17 protein-coding genes are annotated in these 21610 nt (G+C 60.6%); 9 read left to right on the forward strand and 8 right to left on the reverse strand.

The genetic code is table 11. The annotated features are described in order from the left end of the window. The first annotated feature begins 76 nt into the window (after window positions 1–76). Together hchA and ACTG2J_RS05230 are read left to right on the forward strand one after the other, a co-directional pair. Complete coding sequence (gene hchA / locus ACTG2J_RS05225) at window positions 77–940, forward strand: glyoxalase III HchA (RefSeq protein WP_041208110.1); 864 nt, start codon at window positions 77–79, stop codon at window positions 938–940. Then, the gene (locus ACTG2J_RS05230; protein ID WP_113738968.1) at window positions 937–1659 is read left to right on the forward strand and encodes a PA1136 family autoinducer-binding transcriptional regulator; all 723 of its coding nucleotides are present in this window, start codon (window positions 937–939) and stop codon (window positions 1657–1659) included. The genes hchA and ACTG2J_RS05230 overlap by 4 nt, the downstream gene beginning before the upstream one ends. A 73-nt stretch (window positions 1660–1732) precedes the next feature. On the opposite strand, the gene ACTG2J_RS05235 is transcribed toward ACTG2J_RS05230, so the two are convergent. Further along, window positions 1733–2998 (reverse strand): RidA family protein, encoded by a 1266-nt coding sequence (locus tag ACTG2J_RS05235; RefSeq protein WP_439997257.1) that lies wholly within the window; start codon window positions 2996–2998, stop codon window positions 1733–1735. A 1181-nt stretch (window positions 2999–4179) separates the two neighbouring features. On the opposite strand from ACTG2J_RS05235, the gene ACTG2J_RS05240 reads away from it, so the two are divergent. Further along, entirely contained in the window at window positions 4180–5052 is an 873-nt protein-coding gene (locus ACTG2J_RS05240) for a hypothetical protein (protein ID WP_113738966.1), read from the forward strand. Between the two features lie 22 nt (window positions 5053–5074). Here the strand turns inward: ACTG2J_RS05240 and ACTG2J_RS05245 are convergent, their stop codons facing one another. Continuing rightward, window positions 5075–6196, reverse strand: a complete 1122-nt coding sequence (locus ACTG2J_RS05245) for an anhydro-N-acetylmuramic acid kinase (protein ID WP_439997258.1) — start codon at window positions 6194–6196, stop codon at window positions 5075–5077. 312 nt (window positions 6197–6508) lie between these two features. Continuing rightward, window positions 6509–7834 (reverse strand): peptidoglycan DD-metalloendopeptidase family protein, encoded by a 1326-nt coding sequence (locus ACTG2J_RS05250; protein ID WP_013724009.1) that lies wholly within the window; start codon window positions 7832–7834, stop codon window positions 6509–6511. Between the two features lie 109 nt (window positions 7835–7943). On the opposite strand from ACTG2J_RS05250, the gene tyrS reads away from it, so the two are divergent. Then, window positions 7944–9143: a tyrosine--tRNA ligase gene (tyrS, locus tag ACTG2J_RS05255; protein ID WP_019445249.1), complete on the forward strand. Its 1200-nt coding sequence runs from the start codon at window positions 7944–7946 to the stop codon at window positions 9141–9143. Between the two features lie 25 nt (window positions 9144–9168). On the opposite strand, the gene ACTG2J_RS05260 is transcribed toward tyrS, so the two are convergent. Then, on the reverse strand, window positions 9169–10104 hold the full coding sequence (locus tag ACTG2J_RS05260; RefSeq protein WP_439997259.1) for a LysR family transcriptional regulator: 936 nt from the start codon (window positions 10102–10104) through the stop codon (window positions 9169–9171). 108 nt (window positions 10105–10212) lie between these two features. Here ACTG2J_RS05260 and budA point away from each other — a divergent pair, with 108 nt between their 5' ends. Further along, a complete protein-coding gene (gene budA, locus ACTG2J_RS05265) occupies window positions 10213–11007 on the forward strand; it encodes an acetolactate decarboxylase (RefSeq protein ID WP_005338506.1) in 795 nt (264 codons plus the stop codon). Between the two features lie 18 nt (window positions 11008–11025). Beyond that, window positions 11026–12696: an acetolactate synthase AlsS gene (gene alsS, locus ACTG2J_RS05270; protein WP_005338504.1), complete on the forward strand. Its 1671-nt coding sequence runs from the start codon at window positions 11026–11028 to the stop codon at window positions 12694–12696. 114 nt (window positions 12697–12810) lie between these two features. Here the strand turns inward: alsS and ACTG2J_RS05275 are convergent, their stop codons facing one another. Continuing rightward, complete coding sequence (locus tag ACTG2J_RS05275) at window positions 12811–14223, reverse strand: MATE family efflux transporter (RefSeq protein WP_113738964.1); 1413 nt, start codon at window positions 14221–14223, stop codon at window positions 12811–12813. Window positions 14224–14296: 73 nt separating this feature from the next. Continuing rightward, window positions 14297–15235 carry a LysR family transcriptional regulator gene (locus tag ACTG2J_RS05280; protein ID WP_113738963.1) on the reverse strand — a complete coding sequence of 313 codons (939 nt, stop codon included), beginning with the start codon at window positions 15233–15235 and terminating at the stop codon, window positions 14297–14299. 498 nt (window positions 15236–15733) lie between these two features. Here ACTG2J_RS05280 and ACTG2J_RS05285 point away from each other — a divergent pair, with 498 nt between their 5' ends. Further along, entirely contained in the window at window positions 15734–17026 is a 1293-nt protein-coding gene (locus ACTG2J_RS05285) for an HAAAP family serine/threonine permease (RefSeq protein ID WP_005338498.1), read from the forward strand. A 90-nt stretch (window positions 17027–17116) separates the two neighbouring features. Here the strand turns inward: ACTG2J_RS05285 and ACTG2J_RS05290 are convergent, their stop codons facing one another. Next, window positions 17117–17836: a substrate-binding periplasmic protein gene (locus tag ACTG2J_RS05290; protein ID WP_088869933.1), complete on the reverse strand. Its 720-nt coding sequence runs from the start codon at window positions 17834–17836 to the stop codon at window positions 17117–17119. A gap of 91 nt (window positions 17837–17927) precedes the next feature. Further along, window positions 17928–18950, reverse strand: coding sequence for an MBL fold metallo-hydrolase (locus ACTG2J_RS05295; protein WP_439988925.1), 1023 nt, complete (start codon window positions 18948–18950; stop codon window positions 17928–17930). A 155-nt stretch (window positions 18951–19105) separates the two neighbouring features. On the opposite strand from ACTG2J_RS05295, the gene ACTG2J_RS05300 reads away from it, so the two are divergent. Further along, entirely contained in the window at window positions 19106–20005 is a 900-nt protein-coding gene (locus ACTG2J_RS05300; RefSeq protein WP_439988924.1) for a LysR family transcriptional regulator, read from the forward strand. Window positions 20006–20106: 101 nt separating this feature from the next. Next, window positions 20107–21387: an L-methionine/branched-chain amino acid transporter gene (yjeH, locus tag ACTG2J_RS05305; protein ID WP_439988923.1), complete on the forward strand. Its 1281-nt coding sequence runs from the start codon at window positions 20107–20109 to the stop codon at window positions 21385–21387. The last annotated feature ends 223 nt before the right edge of the window (window positions 21388–21610 follow it).

Raw genomic sequence — 21610 nt, forward strand, 5'->3', positions numbered from 1 at the left:
AGGGAAAACCCTCATTTACTTGGTCTCTGACAGTCAATACTGTGAGACCGAGTCCACCACTACTGGAGCCTGACCCATGACCGATATGCTTGTTGACGATAAACAACCGACCCCGGATCCGGCAGAGCAGAATGCCTTCTTCCCATCGCCCTACTCCCTGAGCCAGTTCACCTCGCGCAAATCTGACCTTGCCGGGGCTGACTATCCCGCACCCTATCGGGAGGGGCGCTGGAAGATCCTGCTGATCGGGGCCGATGAGCGTTATCTGCCCACCGACAACGGTACCCTGTTTTCCACCGGCAACCATCCGGTCGAAACCCTGTTGCCCATGTATCACCTCGACAAGGCGGGCTTTGCTTTTGACGTGGCCACCCTCTCCGGCAATCCGGTCAAGTTCGAGTGGTGGGCCATGCCCGGCGAAGATGAAGAGGTGCTGGGGCTCTATGGCAAATATCAGGCGCAGTTCCGCCAACCGGCCAAGCTGGCCGACCTGCTGAAAGAGGCGCTGGCCGCCGACTCGGACTATATCGGCGTCTTTATTCCCGGCGGCCACGGCGCCCTGATGGGGTTGCCGGAGAGTGCCGAGGTGAAAGCGCTGCTGGAGTGGGCGATGGCCAACGATCGCTTCATCATCTCCCTCTGTCACGGGCCTGCTGCGCTGCTGGCGGTGGCCAATCCAGAGACCTTCGCGGGCTACAAGATCTGCGCTTTCCCCGATGAGCTGGATGCCCAGACCCCGGCAATTGGCTATATGCCGGGCCACCTCACCTGGAAGTTTGGCGAGAAGCTCAAAGAGATTGGCTTCGAGATCGTCAACAACGGCATCTCGGGAGAAGTGTGCCGGGATCGCAATCTGCTGACCGGTGACAGCCCGCTGGCGGGCAATAACCTCGGTAAGCTGGCCGCCACCACCTTGCTGGAGGCGGTTGCCAAGCGATGAGGTTGTCGTCATCGCCAGCGAATGCGCTGCAGGTCGCGGTGGCGCTGGAAGGGTGTCAGCGGCTGGAGGAGATCCAGCAACTGGTGCGCGCCTTCGCCACCCCGCTGGGATATCACCGCTTTGCGCTCTTCTCCATCAGTGCCAGCGAGGAGGGAGTGGTCGAGCACCTCTACTGGCTGGAGGGGGAGTGGCTGGAGAGCGGCGAGGCGGTCGACCTGCATGCCTATATGCGCGAGTGCCCGATGGCGATGCATATCAGGGAGCGAGACCAGCCCTTCTTCTGGAGCAAGACCCATAGCGCCGCTGGCGAGCAGTACCGTATCGTTCGCCAGCCTGAGGGGCCGGGCCGACATGGCTTGCAGGTACCCGTCTATGGGCCATTGGGACTGGAAGGGGCGATGAGCTTTGGCGGCGATCAGATTGATGCCAGCACTCCCGCTAGGGTTGGCCTTGCACTGATCGCGGCGGCGGCTTTTCATGCTGCCCGTCGCCTGATGGAGATGCCGGTAGCGGGTCACGAGCGTGGCCTCACTGGGCGCGAGCGCGAAGTGCTGGAGTGGGTCTCCCGGGGTTGGCGCCATGCCGATATCGCCACCACCCTGAAGCTTTCGGTGCGCACGGTCGAGAACCATCTGCGAAGTGCTCGCCGTCGACTGGGGGTGGCCACTACCGCAGAGGCGGTCAGAGTGGCGATCAGGAACCGCGATATCGAGGGCTGAGGGGCTATCCCTTTGTCTGGCATGTAAAAAGAGACCGGCCATCAGCCGGTCTCTTTTTTTATTTACCACAACATTACACCTGCGGCGGGGTACTTTCGGCGTTGGACATCACCGCATCAATTTGCACCAGAGCACCGGCGGGAAGTTCACTGACCCCGATTACGGTGCGGGCAGGCAGATAACCCGGGAAATATTTGGTGTAGACGGCGTTGACCGCATCCAGATCCGCGATATTGGCGAGCTGGATATTGACCTTGACGATATCGTCCATCACATGGCCGATGCTCTCCACAATCGCTTTGATATTGCTCAGGCACTGGGCGGTCTGCTCCTTGATGCAGCCAGCCAGGATCTTGCCGGTGGCGGGGTCTATCGGCAACTGCGCAGAGAGATGGTTGTAGTGGGAGAAGGCGACGGTCTGGGTGTGCAGCGGGCTTCTCGGCGCTTTGTCGGTATTGCGGGCACGGATCACCAGATTGTGACGATCTTCCACCAGTTGCGGCGGGGTGCCGTCACCGTGGGAGATGACCGCATCCATCTGCACCCGTGCCCCCATGGGCAGAGCGGCGGCACTGACTACCGAGCGGGCGGGCAGATAGGCCACGGCGCGGGCGATGGCGGAGTCGGGGAAGAAGGTGGTGTAGACCTCGTTGACGGCCTCCAGATCTGCCAGATCGGTCAGATAGACGGTGACCTTGACGATATCGTCAAACGGCACGTCGATGCTCTCCAGCACCGCCTTGATATTGCGCAGGCACTGGCCCGCCTGCTCCGTGATGCCACCGGCAACCAGCTGGCCAGAGGCCGCATCGACCGGCAGCTGGGCGCCGATATTGTTGTAGTGGGAGAAGGCCACGGTATGGGTGGAGAACTGATTGTGCGGCGCCTTGTCACTGTTGCGGGCGAGCTTCACCAGCGGGCAAGGATCTTGCGGGAAGGTGCCTTCGCCGTTGGAGATGATGGCATCGATCTGCACCAGCGCGCCTAGCGGCAGGGCGGCGACGGCGAGGGTGGTGCGGGTCGGCAGATAGCCCGGGAAGAATTCGCGATAGACGGCGTTGACCGCCTCCAGATCCGCCATCTCTTTCAGGAAGATGGTCGCTTTGACCATATCGTCCATCACATGGCCGATGCTCTCCACAATCGCTTTGATATTGCTCAGGCACTGTCTGGCCTGCGCGGTGACATCGCCACTCACCATCTTGCCGGTGGCGGGATCGACCGGCAGCTGGGCGGAGATATTGTTGTAATGAGAAAACGCCACCGTTTGGGTGCTGGGGCCCAGATCCTGGGGTGCATGGGGGGTATTTCTTGCTGACTTGATGATGGTGCCACTCATAGATATGCCTCTTTTTAATATTTGTTGTTCATTCAGGTACAGGTTTACCCCATCTTGTTGTGCGCCACGGCCACTGCGCCAGCGACGGCATCCCCGGTTATTATTTGTGATCCACTCAATTACTGAGAGGAATAAGGGAGGAGAGGACAGGGTAGATATTTCAGACGCTGCGATTCTATGAGTGGCTATCAGGGGTTGCAAACCGCTGATTACATTTCTATGAGATGGCTCAATGGGCGCAAATTTAATCATATTGCTATTCAATTCACCCGAAATAGGAGCCAATTTGTGCACAAATGGTGCCGAACCGGCGGACAGCCTTGCCCTGACTGGGTTTGCTCTCCCCCTCTTCGGGATATTGGCGTGTGAATAAAGGGTTAATATTATTCGCCGATGTGCAAATAATGCATATTATGGTGCATGGATATCTGTTTCCAGCTTTTTTAAGGGGCTATGAAAATTCCCTTGAATATGCATATCAACATTATTAAAGATACCTCTGGAATATAATTCACGGCTTTTGCATTCCTCTCTGTAAATGATTATTCCGGCATACTCGATGACGCCTTGCTGGCAGCCGGGATCTGTTATTAACGCCATAAAATTCTATGCCATGAATTTGCACGGCGGATCTGCCCCTGCTGCACAGGAGTGGGGAGCATGGCATTGGCATTGGCATTGGCATTGGCGTTGGCGTTGGCGTTGGCGTGACGGTGTGCGGGAGCTGTGGTGCTGGATGAGGGGCGGTGGTGGCAATCCGCTTATCTTCACGCCGGTTGCATCCTCCGATGGGTGGGGTTGCCCCGCCTCATCGCTTTCTCCACTTTTTGTGGCTTTGTCTGATCTCCCTCTTATCTGTGGCTGGTTGTGATGATTGGGATGGTTTTCAGGGCTCGGGAACAGTTCAGATGATTTCGCAGGAATAAAGTTCAATGTGCTGTTTTTAAAGGGAAATGTGTCAAAAAATGGATTTATCGACCGCTTTTTATGGTTTCTTGATGAAACTGTTAATTAGTGGCGTGATTGCGAGTCAGGTCGCTTTTTTCACTCGCTATTAATCGTATGATTAATAAGGTAATCAAGGAGCCCTGACGGAGAGCATCGAAGCACCGGCAGGCCATTGCCCAGGATTGGCAAACGAGATCGCGTCGCGATCATCATTACCTGACTGTGGAGGATTTATGCTGGGTTTCGTTCTGGGCGATATGTATTGTCAAACATCTGGGCAGCGGTTACCTCCTCGCCTGGGAAAGAGCTTTCCCATTCCTGCCGATTACCGACTGCGCGGCCGGGTATCCGCCGCCATCATGACCATCGAGAGCCTGCTCGATACCCCTTATCCGCAAAAGCAGTTTCGTGATCTGGTCTTTGGCGCTTTTATCGAGCGCCAGCGTCGGCTGTTTGGCGAACATGTGATTGTGGCCCGCATGGAAGGGGAGGATGGGCTGGAGCTGTCGATTGATCTCTCGTTTGTCAGCACCGCCGTACCTGTGGGCCTGCTGGCTATCTCTGAAGAGCTGGCCCTCGCTACGGCGCCGCGTCCCAAGAAGAGTCATCCCCACTACGAGGCGCTGTGCAAGGCGATCGACTGCATGGTGATGCTGATGTTTTATGGCAAGGTGATCCGCCAGCGGAATACAGTGTTGGAAAATATCGGCCATCAGTTTGGTTATCAGCCCGCGGCGACCCTGACGGTGCGCGTTGGCAAGGGTGGGGAGGATGATTACGACGCCTTCATGGTCAATATCATGACCTGTATTGCTCACTCCAATTCGCTCAAGGAGGCGCTGGAGAACGCCAGCCGGATGGGAATTCAGGAGCCCGCTTTCTTCTGCATCGTCGGGGCGATTGCCAGCACCCTGTGGGGCGTGCCCAGACAGTGGGCGTATCAGGCCTCACAGCTGATCCATCGCTCCCACCACCACTACATCCAGAATCTGCTTCGCTGTGAAACCCGTGCCGGGCGGCGCCATATCAATCTGGAGCCGCCAAAGCCCCCGCTGTTTGCACCGATCCGGCAACAGGTTGTGCGTCTGTTCAAGGGGGCACACTGATCCGCAGCCCCCTTGTCATCACTCAGGCGGGATAAAGCGCACCCAGCACAGCCGGACGGCTGGCGCCAGTGACGGCGGGCAGGTTACCCGGCTTGCGGTGGACAAAGCACATGGCCAGCCAGGCAAAGGCTGCGCCTTCCACCCAGTCGGGGGCAAGGCCCAGCTCGGCAGTGCTGGCGATGCGCCATGCAGGCAGCAGGCTGGCCAGCTCCTTCAGCAAGGGGGCGTTATGGGCACCGCCGCCGCAGACAAACAGCTCGGCTTTCGGCTGGCTGGCACCCACTGATTCGGGCCGTGCGGGCTGTTGGCGGGCGATGCTGTGGCAGGTGAGCGCCTGCAGGGTGCGCTGCACATCCACGGGGGCGTATGAAGTGCCTGCCAGCTCCCCATCGAGCCAATCGAGGGTGAACATCTCCCGTCCGGTACTCTTGGGGGCGGGGGCTGCGAAATAGGGGTGGGCCAGCAGCTTCTCCAGTAGGGCAGGGATGGGCTTGCCGCTGGCGGCCCATTTGCCACCGGCGTCATAGCTGCCGCCGTGGGGCTGATGGCGGCGATACCAGCCATCGAGCAGGGTGTTGGCCGGGCCGGTATCAAAACCATATACCCCGCCCGGATTGCCCGGCAGCACCGAGATATTGGCGATGCCGCCGAGGTTCAGTACCACTCGCAGGGCGCCGGGTTTGGCAAACAGCGCCTGATGGAAGGCGGGCACCAGCGGCGCCCCCTGACCGCCGAGGGCCATATCCATGGTGCGAAAATCGGCGATAACGTCGATGCCGGTCAGGGCGGCCAGCAGGGCGGCGTTGCCGATCTGCAGGGTAAACCCGAGCTGGGGGCGATGGCGGATGGTCTGGCCGTGACTGCCGATGGCGCGAATATCTTTGGGCTCAAGCTTCGCCTTGGCCAGCAGCGCGTGGGTGGCGGCGGCAAACTCTCGCGCCACCAGATTATCGGCCACCCCCATGCGGTCGATTTCGTTGTCGCCCGGGGTGCAGAGGGCATGCAGCGTGCGGGCGGTCTCTTGCGGCCAGGGGTGGCAAAGCGCCGCTTCGACCCGCAGTTCATCCCCGGCGATCATCACCAGCACGGCATCAATGCCGTCCATGCTGGTTCCCGACATCAGACCGATATAGCGTTCAGCCATGTGTCTCCTTACATTGCTGCTTGAAAATGCGGTGTGCAGAGAGGGTGAAGAGGGGAGCGGCTTTCATCCCATGCCACATGGCGTGGTCTTTGACATCAGACCGATATAACGCTCAACCATGGTGCATCCTCAATGCGGACCGGAAAAAGAGTGAGAGAGACAGGATAGATAAGCCCTTACTTCCGTGCCACATGCCGCTCCCGGTGTTCCATCTCATCTTATGCCCGAAAGCGGACTCATTTCAATCTGGTTGCCTGGCGCGAGCTCAATAAAAGAGGCTGGCGGGGCATTCACCCTGCCAGCCCTGATGGCTTAGTTGCCGCGACTATCCCGCTTGTTCTGGGCCAGCTGCAGCTCGGGGTTGTCGAGCTTGGCCAGTTGCGGCATCGCCAGCTTTTTGAAGTTGGCCAGCTCGCGTCCGCTCAGGGTCTCTGCCTGCGGCAGGGTGAGGGTGCGCGGGTTCTTGTGAATGCCGCCCACCACGAATTCGTAGTGCAGGTGCGGGCCGGTGACGCGGCCGGTGCCACCCAGAGTGCCGATGGTCTGGCCCTGCTTCACCCGCTGCCCTTTGTTGACGGTGCGCTTGGAGAGGTGCAGGTACTTGGTCACATAGTTGCCAGCATGCTTGATAAAGACGTAGTTGCCGTTGAACTGGTTGTAACCGGCGGCCACCACGCTGCCTGAGCCCGCCGCCATGATGGGGGTGCCCACCGGCGCCACATAGTCGATGCCGTTGTGGGGGCGGATCTTGCCGGTCACCGGATGGAGGCGGCGCGGGTTGAAGTTGGAGCTGATGTATTTGAAGTTGACCGGCGCACGCAGGAAGCTCTTGCGCATCGCCTTCCCTTCCGGGGTGTAGTAGTTGCCATCTTCATTGAGCACGGCGCGGTAGGCGGTGCCCTGGTTGACGAACTCGGCCGCCAGAATATCGCCGGAGGCGACCCGCTCGTCGTCGCGGAACTTGTCTTCATAGACCACCCGGAAGCTGTCCCCCGGCTGCAAGTCCTGGGCAAAGTCGATGTCCCAGCCGAAGATGGCGGCCAAGTCCATGATCTGATCTTCGGTCATCCCCGCATCCACCGCGGCGCCCCAGAAGCTGGAGCGGATCTCGCCCTTGCTCACCTGTTCGCGGGTGTCGAGGGCGATCTTGACGTTGCGGGCGACAAAGGTCTCCTCCTTGCGGCTCACCTTGAGCGCCTGCTCCAGACTGTGGGGGTAATAGAGGCTGTGCAGCTCGCCGTTCTCGGTGAGCTTGAAGGTGAGCTCCTGCCCCGGTTGCAGCATCCGCAGGGGATCGCTGCCCTCGAGCTGATCGATCAGGTGCAGGTCCGTGGTGCTCAGGCCAATGCGCTGGAAGATGACTCCCATGTTGTCGCCACGGCGTACTTTCACCTGCTTGGTGATGTAGCGCGGCTTGGGCGGGGTAACGGGCTGGGCGGCCTCGGCTGGCAGCTCGTCGTTTAGCGCGTTGTCGTTGGCCGGTTCCCGCAGGGCAATTTCGTTGCCGTTTTCATCGACCCGTGTTGCTACTGCCTGTTCGCTTGGCCAGGCAGCCAGCATCATGATCATGATGCTCAAGATCAGCACCATCTTGCGGTGCCAGTGGGGGAGTGCGTTGAAGGCGTGCCAAATAACCATGAGAAGCAGATGAAGTCGGGCAGAATGGACGGATTTTACAGCCTTTCCAATTGGCCCGCCATTCCAGTAATATGTTTGGCCCTGTGGAATCGTGATGGAGAGTCAAAAAATGTCCCAGCTCGAGGTGGCGCTAGCCGAGATCAAGCGCGGAGCGGAAGAAATTCTGGTTGAAGAAGAACTTGTCGCCAAGTTGAAGGAAGGGCGCCCGCTGCGCATCAAGTTGGGCATGGACCCGACCGCCCCCGACATTCACCTGGGTCATACCGTGATCCTCAACAAGCTGAAGACCTTCCAGGATCTGGGCCATGAAGTGATCCTGCTGATCGGTGACTTCACTGCCATGGTGGGTGACCCCTCCGGCAAGAACGCCACCCGTCCGCCGCTCTCCGAAGAGGCCATCAAGCATAACGCCCTCACCTATGCCGAGCAGGCGTTCAAGATCCTCGACCCGGCCAAGACCCGTATCGAGTACAACTCGACCTGGCTGAGCGAGCTGGGTGCGACCGGCATGATCAAGCTGGCGGCCAAGCAGACCGTGGCCCGCATGATGGAGCGTGACGACTTCAAAAAGCGCTACACCGGCGGCCAATCCATCGCGATTCACGAATTCCTCTATCCGCTGCTGCAAGGCTATGACTCGGTCGCGCTGAAGGCGGACGTTGAGCTGGGTGGTACCGACCAGAAGTTCAACCTGCTGATGGGCCGCGAGCTGCAAAAAGATGCCGGCATGGCGACCCAGTGCGTGCTGATGATGCCGCTGCTGGTGGGTCTGGATGGCGTCAAGAAGATGTCCAAGTCCGCAGGCAACTACATCGGCGTTCACGACGCTCCGGGCGAGATGTTCGGCAAGATCATGTCCATCACCGATGATCTGATGTGGAACTACTACGAGCTGCTCTCCTTCCGTCCGCTGGCCGAAATCGAAGAGTTCAAGGCAGGCATCGCTGCCGGTACTCTCAACCCGCGCGACGTGAAGATCTGGCTGGCCAAAGAGATCATCGCCCGTTATCACGACGAAGCGGCGGCCGAAGCGGCCCACGAAGATTTCACCCAGCGTTTCTCCAAGAACGCCATTCCGGACGAAATGCCGGAAGTCGAGCTGGCTCTGGAAGGCGAAGGTCTGGCCATTGCCAACCTGCTGAAAGAGGCCGATCTGGTGGCCACCACCTCCGAAGCGCTGCGGATGATCAAGCAGGGTGCGGTCAAGGTTGATGGCGAGAAGCTGGAAGATGGCAAGGCACTCATCGGTGCCGGTACCGCCGTCTATCAGGTCGGCAAGCGCAAGTTTGCCCGGGTGACTGTCAAATAAGCAGTCGCATCAGGCAAGCCGGCCATCAGGCCGGTTCAAGCTTGTTCAACAGGGCCTCCTTCGGGAGGCCTTGTTGTATCTGGGCGGCACGGATCTGGGCGATAAAGTGCCGCAGCACGGCACTACCTGGGTGTGGCCGTGTCGCCAGACTGATGCTGGTCATCATGCCGTTGCCTTCAATGGGGTGATAACTGACCCCGAGTGGGCGCAGCGCCGCCACTGAGCTGGGCACCAGAGTCACGCCAAAGCCCGCCTGCACCATGCCGACGGTAGAGATCACCTGCGGGCATTCGGGCCCCAATATAGGCTCGAACCCCGCCTCCCGACAGAGACCCACGATGCCGTCATAGAGCCCGGGCCCGATGGCGTGGGGAAACAGAATAAAACTCTCGTCCTTCAGGCTGGCCAGTGGCAAGGGGCCCGGCTTGGCCTTGGGGTGGCTGGTGGGCAGGGCGATCAGCAGCGGCTCCTGCTCGATAAGGTGGTGGGCAAAGCCCTCGCTACCCCGGCAGGGGAGCCGCAAGATGGCCGCATCCAGCCGATCGTTGCGCAGCGCCTCCACCAGTGCCGGCATGGTGCCCTCCTGCGGGCTGAGGGCTACCTCGGGGTAGCGCTCCCGATAGTCGTGCAGCAGGGTCAGCACCGCAGGGTGGAGCACGGTGGAACCGGCAAAGCCGATCCGCAGCGCCCCCTGCTCGCCCCGGGCAATCCGCTTTACCTTCAGTTTTGCCGCATCGGCCAGCGTCAGGATCTGCGCCGCATCCCGATAGAGGCTCTCGCCCGCCTCGGTCAGTTCGACACTGCGGGTCAAACGGCGCAGCAGCGGGGTACCCAGGGTCTCCTCCAGCTTGCGGATCTGCTGGCTCAGGGGCGGCTGGGCCATGTTGAGTGATTCGGCTGCGCGGGTGAAATTCTGTTTTTCAACAACGGCCATGAAGTAGCGGAGCGTACGAAGTTCCATATCGATTGAGTCTCAAAGTCATGGGATCAGCGTATTGGTGTTGAAATGTGAACCAAGTCACCATTGGATCCGAACGCTAACAGGATTCACGGTGGAGGTGAAACCCGAATGGAACATATTGCAACATCTGACAGTGCCGGGTGCAGCTGTGCCCTCGAAGTGAGCCAGCAGTTTTCCCGCTGGCGCAGGCAGCATGACGGTGGCGAGATCTACCAGAGTTCCCTGATGAGCGCCCTGCTGGCGGGGGTCTACGAAGGGGAGACCACCATGAGCGAGCTGCTGCGCCACGGCGACTTTGGCCTCGGTACCTTCAATCACCTCGATGGTGAGCTGATCGCCTTCGAGCGGCAGATCCACCAGTTGCGCTCCGATGGCTCGGCCCGTCCCGCCCGCGCCGATCAGAAGACCCCCTTTGCGGTGATGACCCATTTTCGCCCCTGTCTGGAGCGTCGCTTCGATCACCCCCTCAGCCGTGACGAGATCCACCAGTGGGTGGATCGGCTGGTGGGATCCGATAACGTCTTTGTCGCCCTGCGCCTCGACGGCCAGTTTGAAACGGCAAAGGTACGTACCGTGCCGCGTCAGGAGCCCCCTTATCGTCCCATGCTGGAAGCCATCGAACAGCAGCCGCTGTTCCGCTTTGCCGCGGTGGCGGGAACTCTGGTGGGCTTTCGCTGCCCGCCGTTCGTGCAGGGAGTTAATGTAGCGGGCTTTCACGAGCACATGATCACCGCCGATCGCAAGGGGGGCGGTCATCTGCTCGACTACACCATGGCCCACGGCACCCTGCGACTTTCTGTGGTGCGTCACCTCAATCTGGCCCTGCCATCGGATCCCGCTTTCCGGCAGGCCGACCTCAACCCCGCCGATCTCGACCGCGCCATTCAGGCCGCCGAAGGCTGATAGACAAGGAGCAATATCATGGAAAACAGACAGTGGAAGTGCGGTGCCGAGCTGGTGGTTCGTCATCTGGAGGCGCAAGGGGTCAAGCAGGTGTTCGGGATCCCCGGCGCCAAGATTGACCGGGTGTTCGATGCGCTGGAGGACTCCCCCATCGAGACCATAGTGGTGCGCCACGAGGCGAACGCCGCCTTTATGGCTGCCGCCGTGGGGCGTCTCACCGGCAAGGCGGGGGTGGCGCTGGTCACCTCGGGCCCCGGTTGCTCCAACCTCATTACCGGGTTGGCGACCGCCACCTCGGAGGGGGACCCGATGGTGGCGCTGGGCGGTGCGGTGCGCCGTGCCGATGGCCTCAAGCTCACTCATCAGAGCATGGATACGGTCAATCTCTGTCGTCCGGTCACCAAGTTCAGTGCTCAGGTCAACAGCGGGGCGGCGATCTCCGAAGTGATGGCCAACGCCTTTCGCGCTGCCGAGCTGGGGCGGCCGGGGGCGGCGTTTGTCAGTCTGCCGATGGACATCATCAACAAGCCGGTGCAGGGCAATGTGCTGGTGCCCCGTGAGGTGCCTGAGCCGGGCTGCGCCGATGAGCAGAATATGGAGCAGGCATTGACCCTGCTGCGCAACGCCCAGAATCCGGTGGTGCTGCTCGGCCTGATGGCCAGTCGGCCGGAGAATGCCGAGGCAGTGCGCGCCTTCCTCGACAAGGCGCGGCTGCCGGTGACCGGTACCTATCAGGCTGCCGGGGTGGTGGACAGCTGCCACTTCGATGACTTTGCCGGACGGGTGGGGCTGTTTAACAACCAGCCGGGAGATCAGCTGCTGGCAGGGGCCGATCTGGTGATCTGCATCGGCTACAGCCCCATCGAGTACGACCCCGTGCTGTGGAATGGCGACCGGGAGCGGCGCATCCTCCATATCGACGTGCTGCCTGCCGATATCGACAGCAGCTACTGCCCGACCGCCGAGCTGGTGGGGTCGATCCGCGCCAACCTGTTGCAGCTGACCCGCATCATGGGCAATCCGAAAATCCGCCCCCCCGAGGTGGATCGGCTGCTGCAAGGGGTACGCCAGCAGCGACTGCGACTGGCGATGCGGGCCGATGATCTGCACGGCAATCCGGTTCACCCCTTGCGTATCGTGCGCGAGCTGCAGGATCTGGTGCGCGACGACATGACCCTCTGCGTCGACATGGGCAGCTTCCATATCTGGATTGCCCGCTACCTCTACAGCTTCCGCGCCCGTCAGGTGCTGATCTCCAATGGTCAGCAGACCATGGGGGTGGCACTGCCGTGGGCCATCGGTGCGGCGCTGGTGCGGCCGGGGGAGAAGGTAATCTCGGTATCGGGGGATGGCAGCTTCATGCAGTCGAGCATGGAGCTGGAGACGGCGGTGCGGCTCAAGAGCAATATCGTTCACATCATCTGGGTCGATAACGGCTACAACATGGTCGCGATGCAGGAGCAGCAGAAGTATTGCCGCACCTCAGGCGTCTCTTTTGGTCCCATCGACTTCAAACGCTATGCCGAATCGTTCGGGGCGGCCGGGTTTGCGGTGCGCTCGGCCGACGAGCTGCGTGCCACCCTGCGGGCCGCGCTGGCGGTGGAGGGGCCTGCTGTGGTGGCGATCCCGGTGGATTACTCCGACAACCCGGGGCTGATGGCCCAGCTCAGGCCAGAAGTATTGGCATAGTGTGGGCAGCGGTGCTGGCCTGAATCCTTGTGTAAGGGCAGGCAGACCCGCCCATATAGCAAAAACCGGCATCAATGGATGCCGGTTTTTTATTGTTTTGCGGGATGGGTGGCCTTAACGGGCCAGCTGGACGGCGGCGCGTGCGCGGGCCGGTTGTGGGCGCTGTTTGGCTTTTGGCGCGCAGGCCATCTTCAGGCGCAGCCACTCGCGCCACAGCAGCCAGCAGAGCGGCAGGGTGAGCAGCAGCACGGTGGCGGGCTGGGCCATCAGCACCCCATCACGGCCCCACAGTTGCGGCAGCAGGAAGATGAGCGGCAGCAGCAACACGGTTTTGGCGATGGAGATGACCAGCGCCTGACGGGTACGTGCCATGGATTGCAGCAGCACTATGCCGAACATGATGATCCCCTCCAGCGGAATAGCGCCGAGGTTGAGGGTCAGGCTGCTGATGGCGGCGGCCAGCAGTTCGGGATCCTTGTCGCCGGTATAGAGCATGGCGACCTGTCCCGGCAGCAGCTGGATGGTGAGCCACACCAGCATGCCGTAGATAAAGGTGAACTTGAGCCCCATCTCCATCAGGTACTTGAGGTTGCGGTGGCGCTTGGCCCCCGCCGCCTTGCTGATCAGCGGCTGAATGCCGAAGGCGAGCCCCTGCAGAATGACGATAAAGACCGCCTCGGTGTAACCGGCCACGGTAAAGCCCGCCAGATCCTTCACATTGCCATACACCATCAGCTGGCTGTTGTGCAGCATCAGCAGCAGGCCGAGGTTGAACTGGGCAATCAGGCTCGGCAGGCCGGTAAAGAGCAGGTGCGGCATGGCGGGGAGGTTGGGCACCAGATCCCGCCAGCTGAGGCGCAGCCGCGCCCAGGGGGTAAAGAAGTAGCCAAGGCCGATCAGGCTCACCGCACCCTCTGCCATCAGGGTGGCTTGCGCGGTCCCGATCAATCCCAGCCCCAGCCGACCCACCATGATGTAGTTGAGGATGATGTTGAGCACGGCGCCGCTGCTCACCAGCACCATGGCCAGTTTCGGGCGGCCATCGTTGCGCAGCAGATAGGGGACCGCCAGATTGCTGGCCAGTAGCAGGGTACCGCCGCCAATCCAGGTGAGGTAGTCACTCGCCTGTTTCCAGGTCTCGGTGCCCTGTTCTATTCCCAGCCCCAGCAGGATATCGGTGTGGGTGTAATAGAGCAGCATCGGTGCAACGCCCCCGAGTCCGGCCAGCAGCCAGAGGGCGTTGACCAGCGCCTGACGGGCCAGCGTGTCGTTTTTCGCCCCTTGCTGGAAGGAGATGGCGGTGGCGGCCCCCATGCTGATCATGGCAGCCAGACCAATCAGCACCATGATGACCGGATAGACCAAGTTGATCCCGGCGAGGCCAGCGGCACCGACATAGTGGCCGACGAAGATGCCGTCGATGAGGTAGTAGGCCCCCGAGACCAGCATGGCAAGAATGGAGGGGAGGGCGTAAGCCCAGAAGCGACGGGTCATGGCCCGTTGCCGCAGTGTTAAATAGGCAGACATATCTGTTCTCTCGGGGAGTTCGATTATCGAACAGCTAGTCTAGATTAATACTTATTTGGTGATAATAAGGGTTTCACTTGATGAATTGCTGAGTATTACTCACTAATCCGGGGTTTTGGTAGTGCGCCTTGAGCATGTCGATCAGGATGCGCAGCCCGCTGCCCAGCTGATGCCGACTGGGATAGAAGAGGTAGAAACCGGCAAAGGTGGGGCACCAGGGCTCCAGCACGGTGAGCAGTTTCCCTTCCGCGACTTTTTGGCTCACCTCCTCTTCCAGACAGTAGGCGAGCCCCAGCCCCGCCTCGGCGGCGCCCAGATAGAGGGCTGGGGTGCTGGTAGTGAGCGGCCCGGTCACTTCGATCTCCAGCATGGTGCCATGGGCGGCAAAGGCCCAGCGATAGTGGTGGTGCGGGGTGAGGCGATATCCGATGCAGGCGTGGCGGCTCAGCTCGCTTGGGTGTTCCGGCGTACCGTGCTCCGCCAGATAGGTCGGGGAGCCCACCACCAGATAACGCTGGGGCGGGCCGAGGGGGATGCCGATCATCTCCTTGGGCAGCAGATCGCCATAAAAGAGCGCGGCATCGTAACCATCTTCAATCAGCCGGGGCATCAGCTCCTGCTCCACTACCTCCACCTGCATCCGCGGATAACGGGCCAGATAGTCGATCAGCACTGGTGCCAGCAGGCTGTCGATGGCGCCGCGGGGGGCGCAGAGCTTGAGCCTTCCCACCGGTTCATCGCTGTTGCGGGCCAGCTCGCAAAGCGCCTCTTCAAGAGTATTGAGGGTGGGGAGCAGCTGCTTGAGCAGCCGCTGGCCCGCTTCGGTCGGTACCACGGCGCGGGTGCTGCGGTTGAGCAGCCGCACCCCCAGACGGGCTTCCAGCCCCTTCAGGCTATGGCTGAGGGCGGAAGCGGAGACCCCGAGTTCGAGGGCGGCCTTGCTGAAACTGCGGTGACGGGCGACGGCGGCAAACACCGCCAGTTCGGCGAGATCGGTACGGGTAATGGTCATCATCAATCAACAAAAAGGCGTGAGTCACAAGGGTACGCCAAGGCCATGCTGCATACAATCCGCGCTAAACGGGTGGCTTGTTGCAAATATGTAGCTGCTCGCAGGCCATTGATTCCAGTGAAACTAAGTTGAATTGTTAAAAAAAACTCACAATAAGGCGCTTTGAGTGTGATCTTGGTCGCCCGAAAGGCGACCAAAATCAAACTTTGGTTGATTAATTCAAAAAAACGCTGTGATTAATAAGGGCATTTAATTAAAGTCAGCCCATCAAGAGTGGCGCACGTTAATCGGTTGTTAAGTGAGACGGGCGCCGACCCTCAGGGTCAAAATCTCGCACTGTTGTTTGTTGCAATCCTGTTGTCACAAGGAGTGATGGCCAGGTTGCCGGGGGGCGAGAGGTTAATATCAAGGATGGACAGCAGGCGTTCCAGGGAGATGGAACCGGGCCAAGGCCCGACCAAACAAGAATCCCATTTTCCTAGATGACAGGAACAACGTATGTCTGACATGAATATTGCAGCTGATGGTCGTTTAGCCAGCAACACCTCCCGCGGCGTCAACAAGGCCGATGTGGTCTGGATGCTGGGTCTGTACGGTACCGCGATCGGTGCCGGTGTGCTCTTCCTGCCAATCAACGCCGGTGTAGGTGGCCTGTGGCCGCTGGTTGCCATGTTGATCCTGGCGCTGCCGCTGACTTTCTTTGCTCACCGTGGTCTGACCCGCTTCGTGCTGTCCGGCTCTACCCGTGATGGCGACATCACTGAAGTAGTAGAAGAGCACTTCGGCAAGACCGCAGGCAAATTCATCACCCTGCTCTACTTCTTTGCCATCTACCCGATCGTGCTGATGTATTCAGTCGCCATCACCAACACCGTCGAGAGCGTGATTGTTCACCAGCTGGGCATGTCTGCACCTCCCCGTGCCGTTCTGTCACTGGCCCTGATCCTCGGTTTGATGGCGGTTGTTCGTCTGGGCGGCCAGGTTATCGTCAAAGCGATGAGCGTGCTGGTATTCCCGTTCGTACTCACCCTGATGGGTCTGGCGTTCTACCTGATCCCGCACTGGAACGGTGCCATCATCACTGAAGCTCCGGCCCTGTCCGACGCCTTCAACGGTGACTTCATCAAGACCCTGTGGCTGGCTATCCCGGTAATGGTGTTCTCCTTCAACCACTCCCCGATCATCTCCTCCTTCGCGGTGGACAACAAAGGTCGTTACGGTGAAGGTGCCGAGAAGAAGTGCAGCAACATCCTGCTGGGCGCCCACGTCATGATGGTGATGACCGTTATGTTCTTCGTATTCAGCTGCGTACTGAGCCTCTCCCCGGCTGACTTGGCTGCTGCCAAAGAACAGAACATCTCCATCCTGTCCTACCTGGCCAACCACTTCGATAACCCGGTTATCGGTACTGTGGCTCCGCTGATCGCCATGGTTGCCATCAGCAAATCCTTCCTGGGTCACTACCTGGGTGCGCAAGAAGGCATGAACGGCCTGATGGCCAAGGCGCTGCGCGAGAAGGGCAAGAACGTTGACACCAAGCAACTGAACAAAGTCACTGCCGTGTTCATGATCCTGACCACCTGGGCCATCGCCACCATCAACCCGAGCATCCTCGGCATGATTGAAGACCTGGGCGGCCCGATCATCGCAATGCTGCTGTTCCTGATGCCGATGTACGCCATCACCAAGGTTCCGGCCATGCGCAAATACGCTGGCAACATCAGCAACGGCTTCGTGACCATCATCGGCCTGATCGCCATGTCCGGTATCATCTACAAGCTGATTGCCTGATAACTCCGGTTACCAAGTTGAATGAAGAAGCCGCCTCGCAAGAGGCGGCTTTTTTATGGCTTTTTGGGGCGGCGAGCGGATGCGGTATCGCTACTTCATCAGCTTCTTCACCTCGTCACTGGCCAGCGCCTTGTTGAATTTGTCCCGCGCCTCTTTCCCCTTGGCGGAGTTGGTAAAGCAGACGTGGAGGGATTTGTCCTCGAGGATCTTGCCGTTGAAGCCGAGGTTGGCGGCAACGTCCTTGAGCTGGGGATCGCTTTCCAGCAGATAGGTCATCACATTCTGGTCGATAACCGCCAGATCGAGCCGACCATTGCCCAGTTTCAGCAGGTTTTGGCTGTCCGAGCTGGTGGCGTCGGCCGAGAGCGCCTTGCTGGCCACCTTTTCGTCAAACTCGGTGGTATTCACATAGCCGGTGACGACACCAATTTTCTTGCCCTTGAGGTCATCAAGGGTCTGCCAGGTGACCGGCTGATCGGCTCGCTGGGCAAAGCCGAGAGGGCCGTTACCTATGGGGTCGGAGAAGAGGCAGCTGCTCTTGGGGTCGAGATACTCGGGGAAATAACCCAGTACCTCGGGGTTGTTGGTCGCCTCGTCCACGGCCCGTTGCCAGGGATAGAACTTGATGGTCAGCGGGTCGCCAGCCAGGGCAAAGGCTGCGGTCACCACCTGACTGCTCTTGCCCTGCTCAGGGAGGCTGGCGCTGGTGTAAGGGGGCCATTCAAGGCTGGTCAACACTGCCGCCTGAGCGGCCGACATGCCGAACAAGGGAAGAGTGGCCAGGGCGAGGTGCTTCCATTTCAGGCTCATAGAGATAACTCCTTGTGGTCAAACACCCCTTAAAGATAGCCCCCGGTGTCGATTGCGGATGCCGGCCATGGCTGACCGGCATCCGTGCCATCTATTTATTGTCGATATTCTCCGACTGCCAGAGGGCATAGCCCTTGCCGGAGGCCGTGGTGGGCAGATCAATCTGCATCAGGTCGTTGCCGATGACGAAGGGGCCCGTGTAGCGGGCGCGCAGATCCTGCGCCAGATCTTTGACCCTGATCTTGCCGTTGAGGCCGATATGGCTGAACACGGTCAGCGCCGGTTTGGCTTCGTTCATTACCCGGGCCGCCTGCTCGGGGGAGGCGAGGTGACCGGCGATCGCCTTGTAGCCGGGGTTGGCCTTCATCTGTTCGGCAGAGGTCATGGAGACGCAGTGCACCAGCAGGTCGGCCCCTTTGGCCTGCTTCACCACTTCGGGGGTGTAGCGGGTATCGCCGGAGAGCACCACGCTGTGGCCGTGATAGTCGATGCGATAGCCGAATGACGGCTTGATGTTGACCCCGTGGTCGTTGTCAAAGGCGGTTACCTTGACCCCGTCCTGGTTGTAGATCACCCCGGCGGTGACCTCGTGGCTGTTGATCTCCACCCCGTCCAGCGGCGTTCCCTCATCCTTGACCCGGGTGGCGATGTCGGTGGCGTAGGCCTGCTGCAAGCCACGGGCGAGAGCTGTGGTGCCTTTGGGGCCGTAGAGTTCCATCGGCGCGTGGCGCTGGCCATAGGCCGGTTGCAGCCAGCCGGTCAGCCAGAGATCCGCCAGCCCGTTGGTGTGGTCGGAGTGAAAGTGGGTGAGGAAGAAGGCGTTGACCCGGCCGATGGGGATATGCAGCTGCCACAGGCGAGTGGCGGAGTTGCGGCCAAAATCGAACACCAGCTTCTGGTTGCCCGCCTCGACCAGAGTGCTGTAGCCGCCCCGGCTGATCTGGGGCACCGGAGTGCCGGTGCCGAGCAGGCTGACCCGAAAGATATCGGGCCGGGCTTGAGTTGCTGAGGCAGGGGCATGGTCGTGGTTGCTGATAAAGCTGCTCTCGGCAGCCTGACTGGCGCCGCTCGCCAGTAGACCGACCAGCAGGGCGGCCAGATAGGTGCTTTTCATGGGAATTTATCCTGTGGGGGAGGGATGGCATCACTGTATTGGTAACTAAAGGTTGAATAAATTGGCTAAAATCCATTTCTTACTAAACTTTTGGTTGTGAATCAGGGCCCTGGTCGCGGGCCAAACGGCCTTGAAACGGGAAAAAAGGAGGGGTTGTGGACCGATTGACCAGCATGCGTATCTTCATCCGGGTGGTGGATCTCGGCTCCTACAGCGCGGTGGCGAGCGAAGAGGGGATCAGCGCCCAGATGGTGGGCAAGCATGTGCTGGGACTGGAGCAGTGGCTGGGGGGCAAGCTGTTTCACAAGACCACCCGCCAGCAGACCCTGACAGAGCTGGGCCAGCTTTTTCTCGCTCGCTGCCAGCGGGTACTGGAGGAGCTGGCACTGACCGAGTCGCTCACCCAGAACCTGCTGGCCGAGCCGGCCGGACGGCTGCGCATCGCCGCTCCCCTCAGCTTTGGCCACCACCGGCTGGTGCCGCTGCTGCCCGCTTTTCTCGACCGCTACCCCAAGCTGGATCTGGATCTGCAGCTCACTCCGCGCTGGGTCGATCTGGTGGAGGAGGGATTCGATGCCGCCATTCGCACCCTGCGCCCGCAGGATGAGGCATTCATTGCCCGTCCGCTGCTGACCCAGCACTACCGTCTCTGCGCGGCCCCCGACTACCTCAATCGCCACGGAGTACCCCGTCATCCGGCCGATCTCGCTCGCCACCAGTGCCTGCACGGCAACTGGGGGGAGCACGAGCGCTGGCAGTTTGTCGGGGGCGATGGTCAGAGCGAGGAGGTGCGGGTAGCCTCGCGCCTGCGCATCAATCACTGGCCAGCCTTGTTGACGGCTGCGCTCTCGGGGGCTGGCATCACCTTGCAGCCCGCCGAACAGGTGCGTGAGCATATCGCTGCGGGGCGTCTGCTGCCGCTGCTTGGTCGCTATCAGAGCCCGGCCAAGACCCTCTACTTCATCTATCCGGCGGCGCGGCGGCAGGTGCTCAAAATCACCCTGCTGGGGGATTTTCTGGCCGAGTCCCTGCAAGCTGGGCCCGAGCCCGAATAAAAGGCTGCATATTCTCGCTGCCGCGCTTAACCATCGTGCTTAACAAAGGGGCGGAGCAGGCCTAACATGGCGGGATGTTTTTCTAGTCGGGACAAAAGGATATGTCTGGGTTGAAAAAGGATCTCGGGCTCTGGCAGGGGATGGGGCTGCTCGCCACCTCGCTGCTCGGCACCGGGATCTTCGTGGTACCGGCGACTGCCGCCTCGCTGGCGGGTGGGGCCTCGCTCTGGGCATGGTTGCTGCTGATTGCGCTGGTGCTGCCCATCGCCTTTACCTTCGCTCGCCTCGGCCGTCGCTATCCCCATGCGGGCGGTGCGCCGCACCTGATTGGCCTCGCCTTTGGCAACGGCGCCGAGCGCTTCTCCGCCTTCCTGTTTCTGGCTGTGCTGCCGGTGGGCCTGCCTGCCGCCCTGATGATTGCCGCCGGCTTCTGGCACGCCATGTTCGAGATGGGGGAGTGGACCCTCTGGGCCATCCAGCTGCTGACCCTGCTCGGGGTCTTTCTGCTGGGGCTGCGCGGGGCGCGCTCCTCCTGCAACCTGCAGTTGCTGATCGCGCTGGCCATTTTGGGGCTCACCTTGCTTATCTGGTTCAAGGGGGAGGTGAGCTGGCGCGATGCGGCCCGGCCGCTGCCGAGCGCGGATGAGTGGCCCCCTATGGCCACTGCGCTGGCGGTGATGTTCTGGTGTTTCGTCGGGCTGGAAGCCTTTGCTCATATGGGGGAGGAGTTCAAGCGGCCGGAGCGGGACTACCCCATCGCCCTGCTCGGCGGTGTACTGCTGGCGGGGCTGATCTACTGGGTACACTCGCTGGTGGTGCTCAAATATGGCCTCTACGGCGATGAGGCGAAAAACGCCACCGCCATCCCCTCCCTGCTGGCGCTGCTGTTTGGCCCCACCGCCAAGTGGCTGGTGGCGGTGCTCGGCTACCTCTCCTGCTTTGCCAGCATCAATATCTACATTCAGGGCTTTGCCCGGCTGATCTGGAGCATGGCGCGGGAAGGCAAGTTGCCCCCCTCGCTGGCCGTGCTCACCGCGCGCGGCGCGCCGCTGCGGGCGCTCGGTCTGGTGCTCGCTATCTGTCTGCTCTGCATCACCCTTATCATCTGGCTGCGACTGCCGCTCGATGAGCTGATCCGCTACGCCAACGGCAACTTCGTGCTGGTCTACCTGCTCTGCATGGCGGCGGGCTGGCGCCTGCTCGGCGGGGTGGGCAAGGGGCTGGCGGGGATAAGCGTGCTGCTCTGCGCCCTGGTGCTGGCGGCGCTCGCCACTCAGGTGTTCTATGCGGTGGTGCTGAGTCTTGGCTACGGCGGCTTCTCGTTGTGGCGGCGTCATCTGCGCCGCAGTCGTCAGCAGGATGCGCTCCCGGTAGCGAAGTAACGTCTCCCCGATGGTCGAAGAAATGAGAAAGCCCTGATGTTCAGGGCTTTTTGATTACGGCATATGGGATGTTCATATGAATACTAGTTGGCACGCTATTTGCCGAAAAGTGCGGTGTCGGATCAACTCAACGGCGATTTATAGCCAAAAAAAGTGGGATCCAGCTCCCGTTTTGCTTAAAGTGATCCCTTCCGATCCCGGTGGTCGGAATGCCCGCAAGGAT

This window comes from Aeromonas sp. 6P (assembly GCF_051919525.1).
In the GTDB taxonomy this organism is placed as follows: Bacteria; Pseudomonadota; Gammaproteobacteria; order Enterobacterales; family Aeromonadaceae; genus Aeromonas; species Aeromonas veronii.

What these genes read in the sequence shown, in the direction of transcription:
- ACTG2J_RS05250 (WP_013724009.1), bottom strand. Translation starts at nt 7,834, where the DNA reads ATGGTTATTTGGCACGCCTTCAACGCACTCCCCCACTGGCACCGCAAG.
- alsS (WP_005338504.1), top strand. Translation starts at nt 11,026, where the DNA reads ATGGAAAACAGACAGTGGAAGTGCGGTGCCGAGCTGGTGGTTCGTCAT.
- ACTG2J_RS05245 (WP_439997258.1), bottom strand. Translation starts at nt 6,196, where the DNA reads ATGGCTGAACGCTATATCGGTCTGATGTCGGGAACCAGCATGGACGGC.
- yjeH (WP_439988923.1), top strand. Translation starts at nt 20,107, where the DNA reads ATGTCTGGGTTGAAAAAGGATCTCGGGCTCTGGCAGGGGATGGGGCTG.
- ACTG2J_RS05230 (WP_113738968.1), top strand. Translation starts at nt 937, where the DNA reads ATGAGGTTGTCGTCATCGCCAGCGAATGCGCTGCAGGTCGCGGTGGCG.
- ACTG2J_RS05235 (WP_439997257.1), bottom strand. Translation starts at nt 2,998, where the DNA reads ATGAGTGGCACCATCATCAAGTCAGCAAGAAATACCCCCCATGCACCC.
- ACTG2J_RS05290 (WP_088869933.1), bottom strand. Translation starts at nt 17,836, where the DNA reads ATGAGCCTGAAATGGAAGCACCTCGCCCTGGCCACTCTTCCCTTGTTC.
- ACTG2J_RS05260 (WP_439997259.1), bottom strand. Translation starts at nt 10,104, where the DNA reads ATGGAACTTCGTACGCTCCGCTACTTCATGGCCGTTGTTGAAAAACAG.
- ACTG2J_RS05280 (WP_113738963.1), bottom strand. Translation starts at nt 15,235, where the DNA reads ATGACCATTACCCGTACCGATCTCGCCGAACTGGCGGTGTTTGCCGCC.
- budA (WP_005338506.1), top strand. Translation starts at nt 10,213, where the DNA reads ATGGAACATATTGCAACATCTGACAGTGCCGGGTGCAGCTGTGCCCTC.
- ACTG2J_RS05240 (WP_113738966.1), top strand. Translation starts at nt 4,180, where the DNA reads ATGCTGGGTTTCGTTCTGGGCGATATGTATTGTCAAACATCTGGGCAG.
- tyrS (WP_019445249.1), top strand. Translation starts at nt 7,944, where the DNA reads ATGTCCCAGCTCGAGGTGGCGCTAGCCGAGATCAAGCGCGGAGCGGAA.
- ACTG2J_RS05275 (WP_113738964.1), bottom strand. Translation starts at nt 14,223, where the DNA reads ATGTCTGCCTATTTAACACTGCGGCAACGGGCCATGACCCGTCGCTTC.
- hchA (WP_041208110.1), top strand. Translation starts at nt 77, where the DNA reads ATGACCGATATGCTTGTTGACGATAAACAACCGACCCCGGATCCGGCA.
- ACTG2J_RS05295 (WP_439988925.1), bottom strand. Translation starts at nt 18,950, where the DNA reads ATGAAAAGCACCTATCTGGCCGCCCTGCTGGTCGGTCTACTGGCGAGC.
- ACTG2J_RS05285 (WP_005338498.1), top strand. Translation starts at nt 15,734, where the DNA reads ATGTCTGACATGAATATTGCAGCTGATGGTCGTTTAGCCAGCAACACC.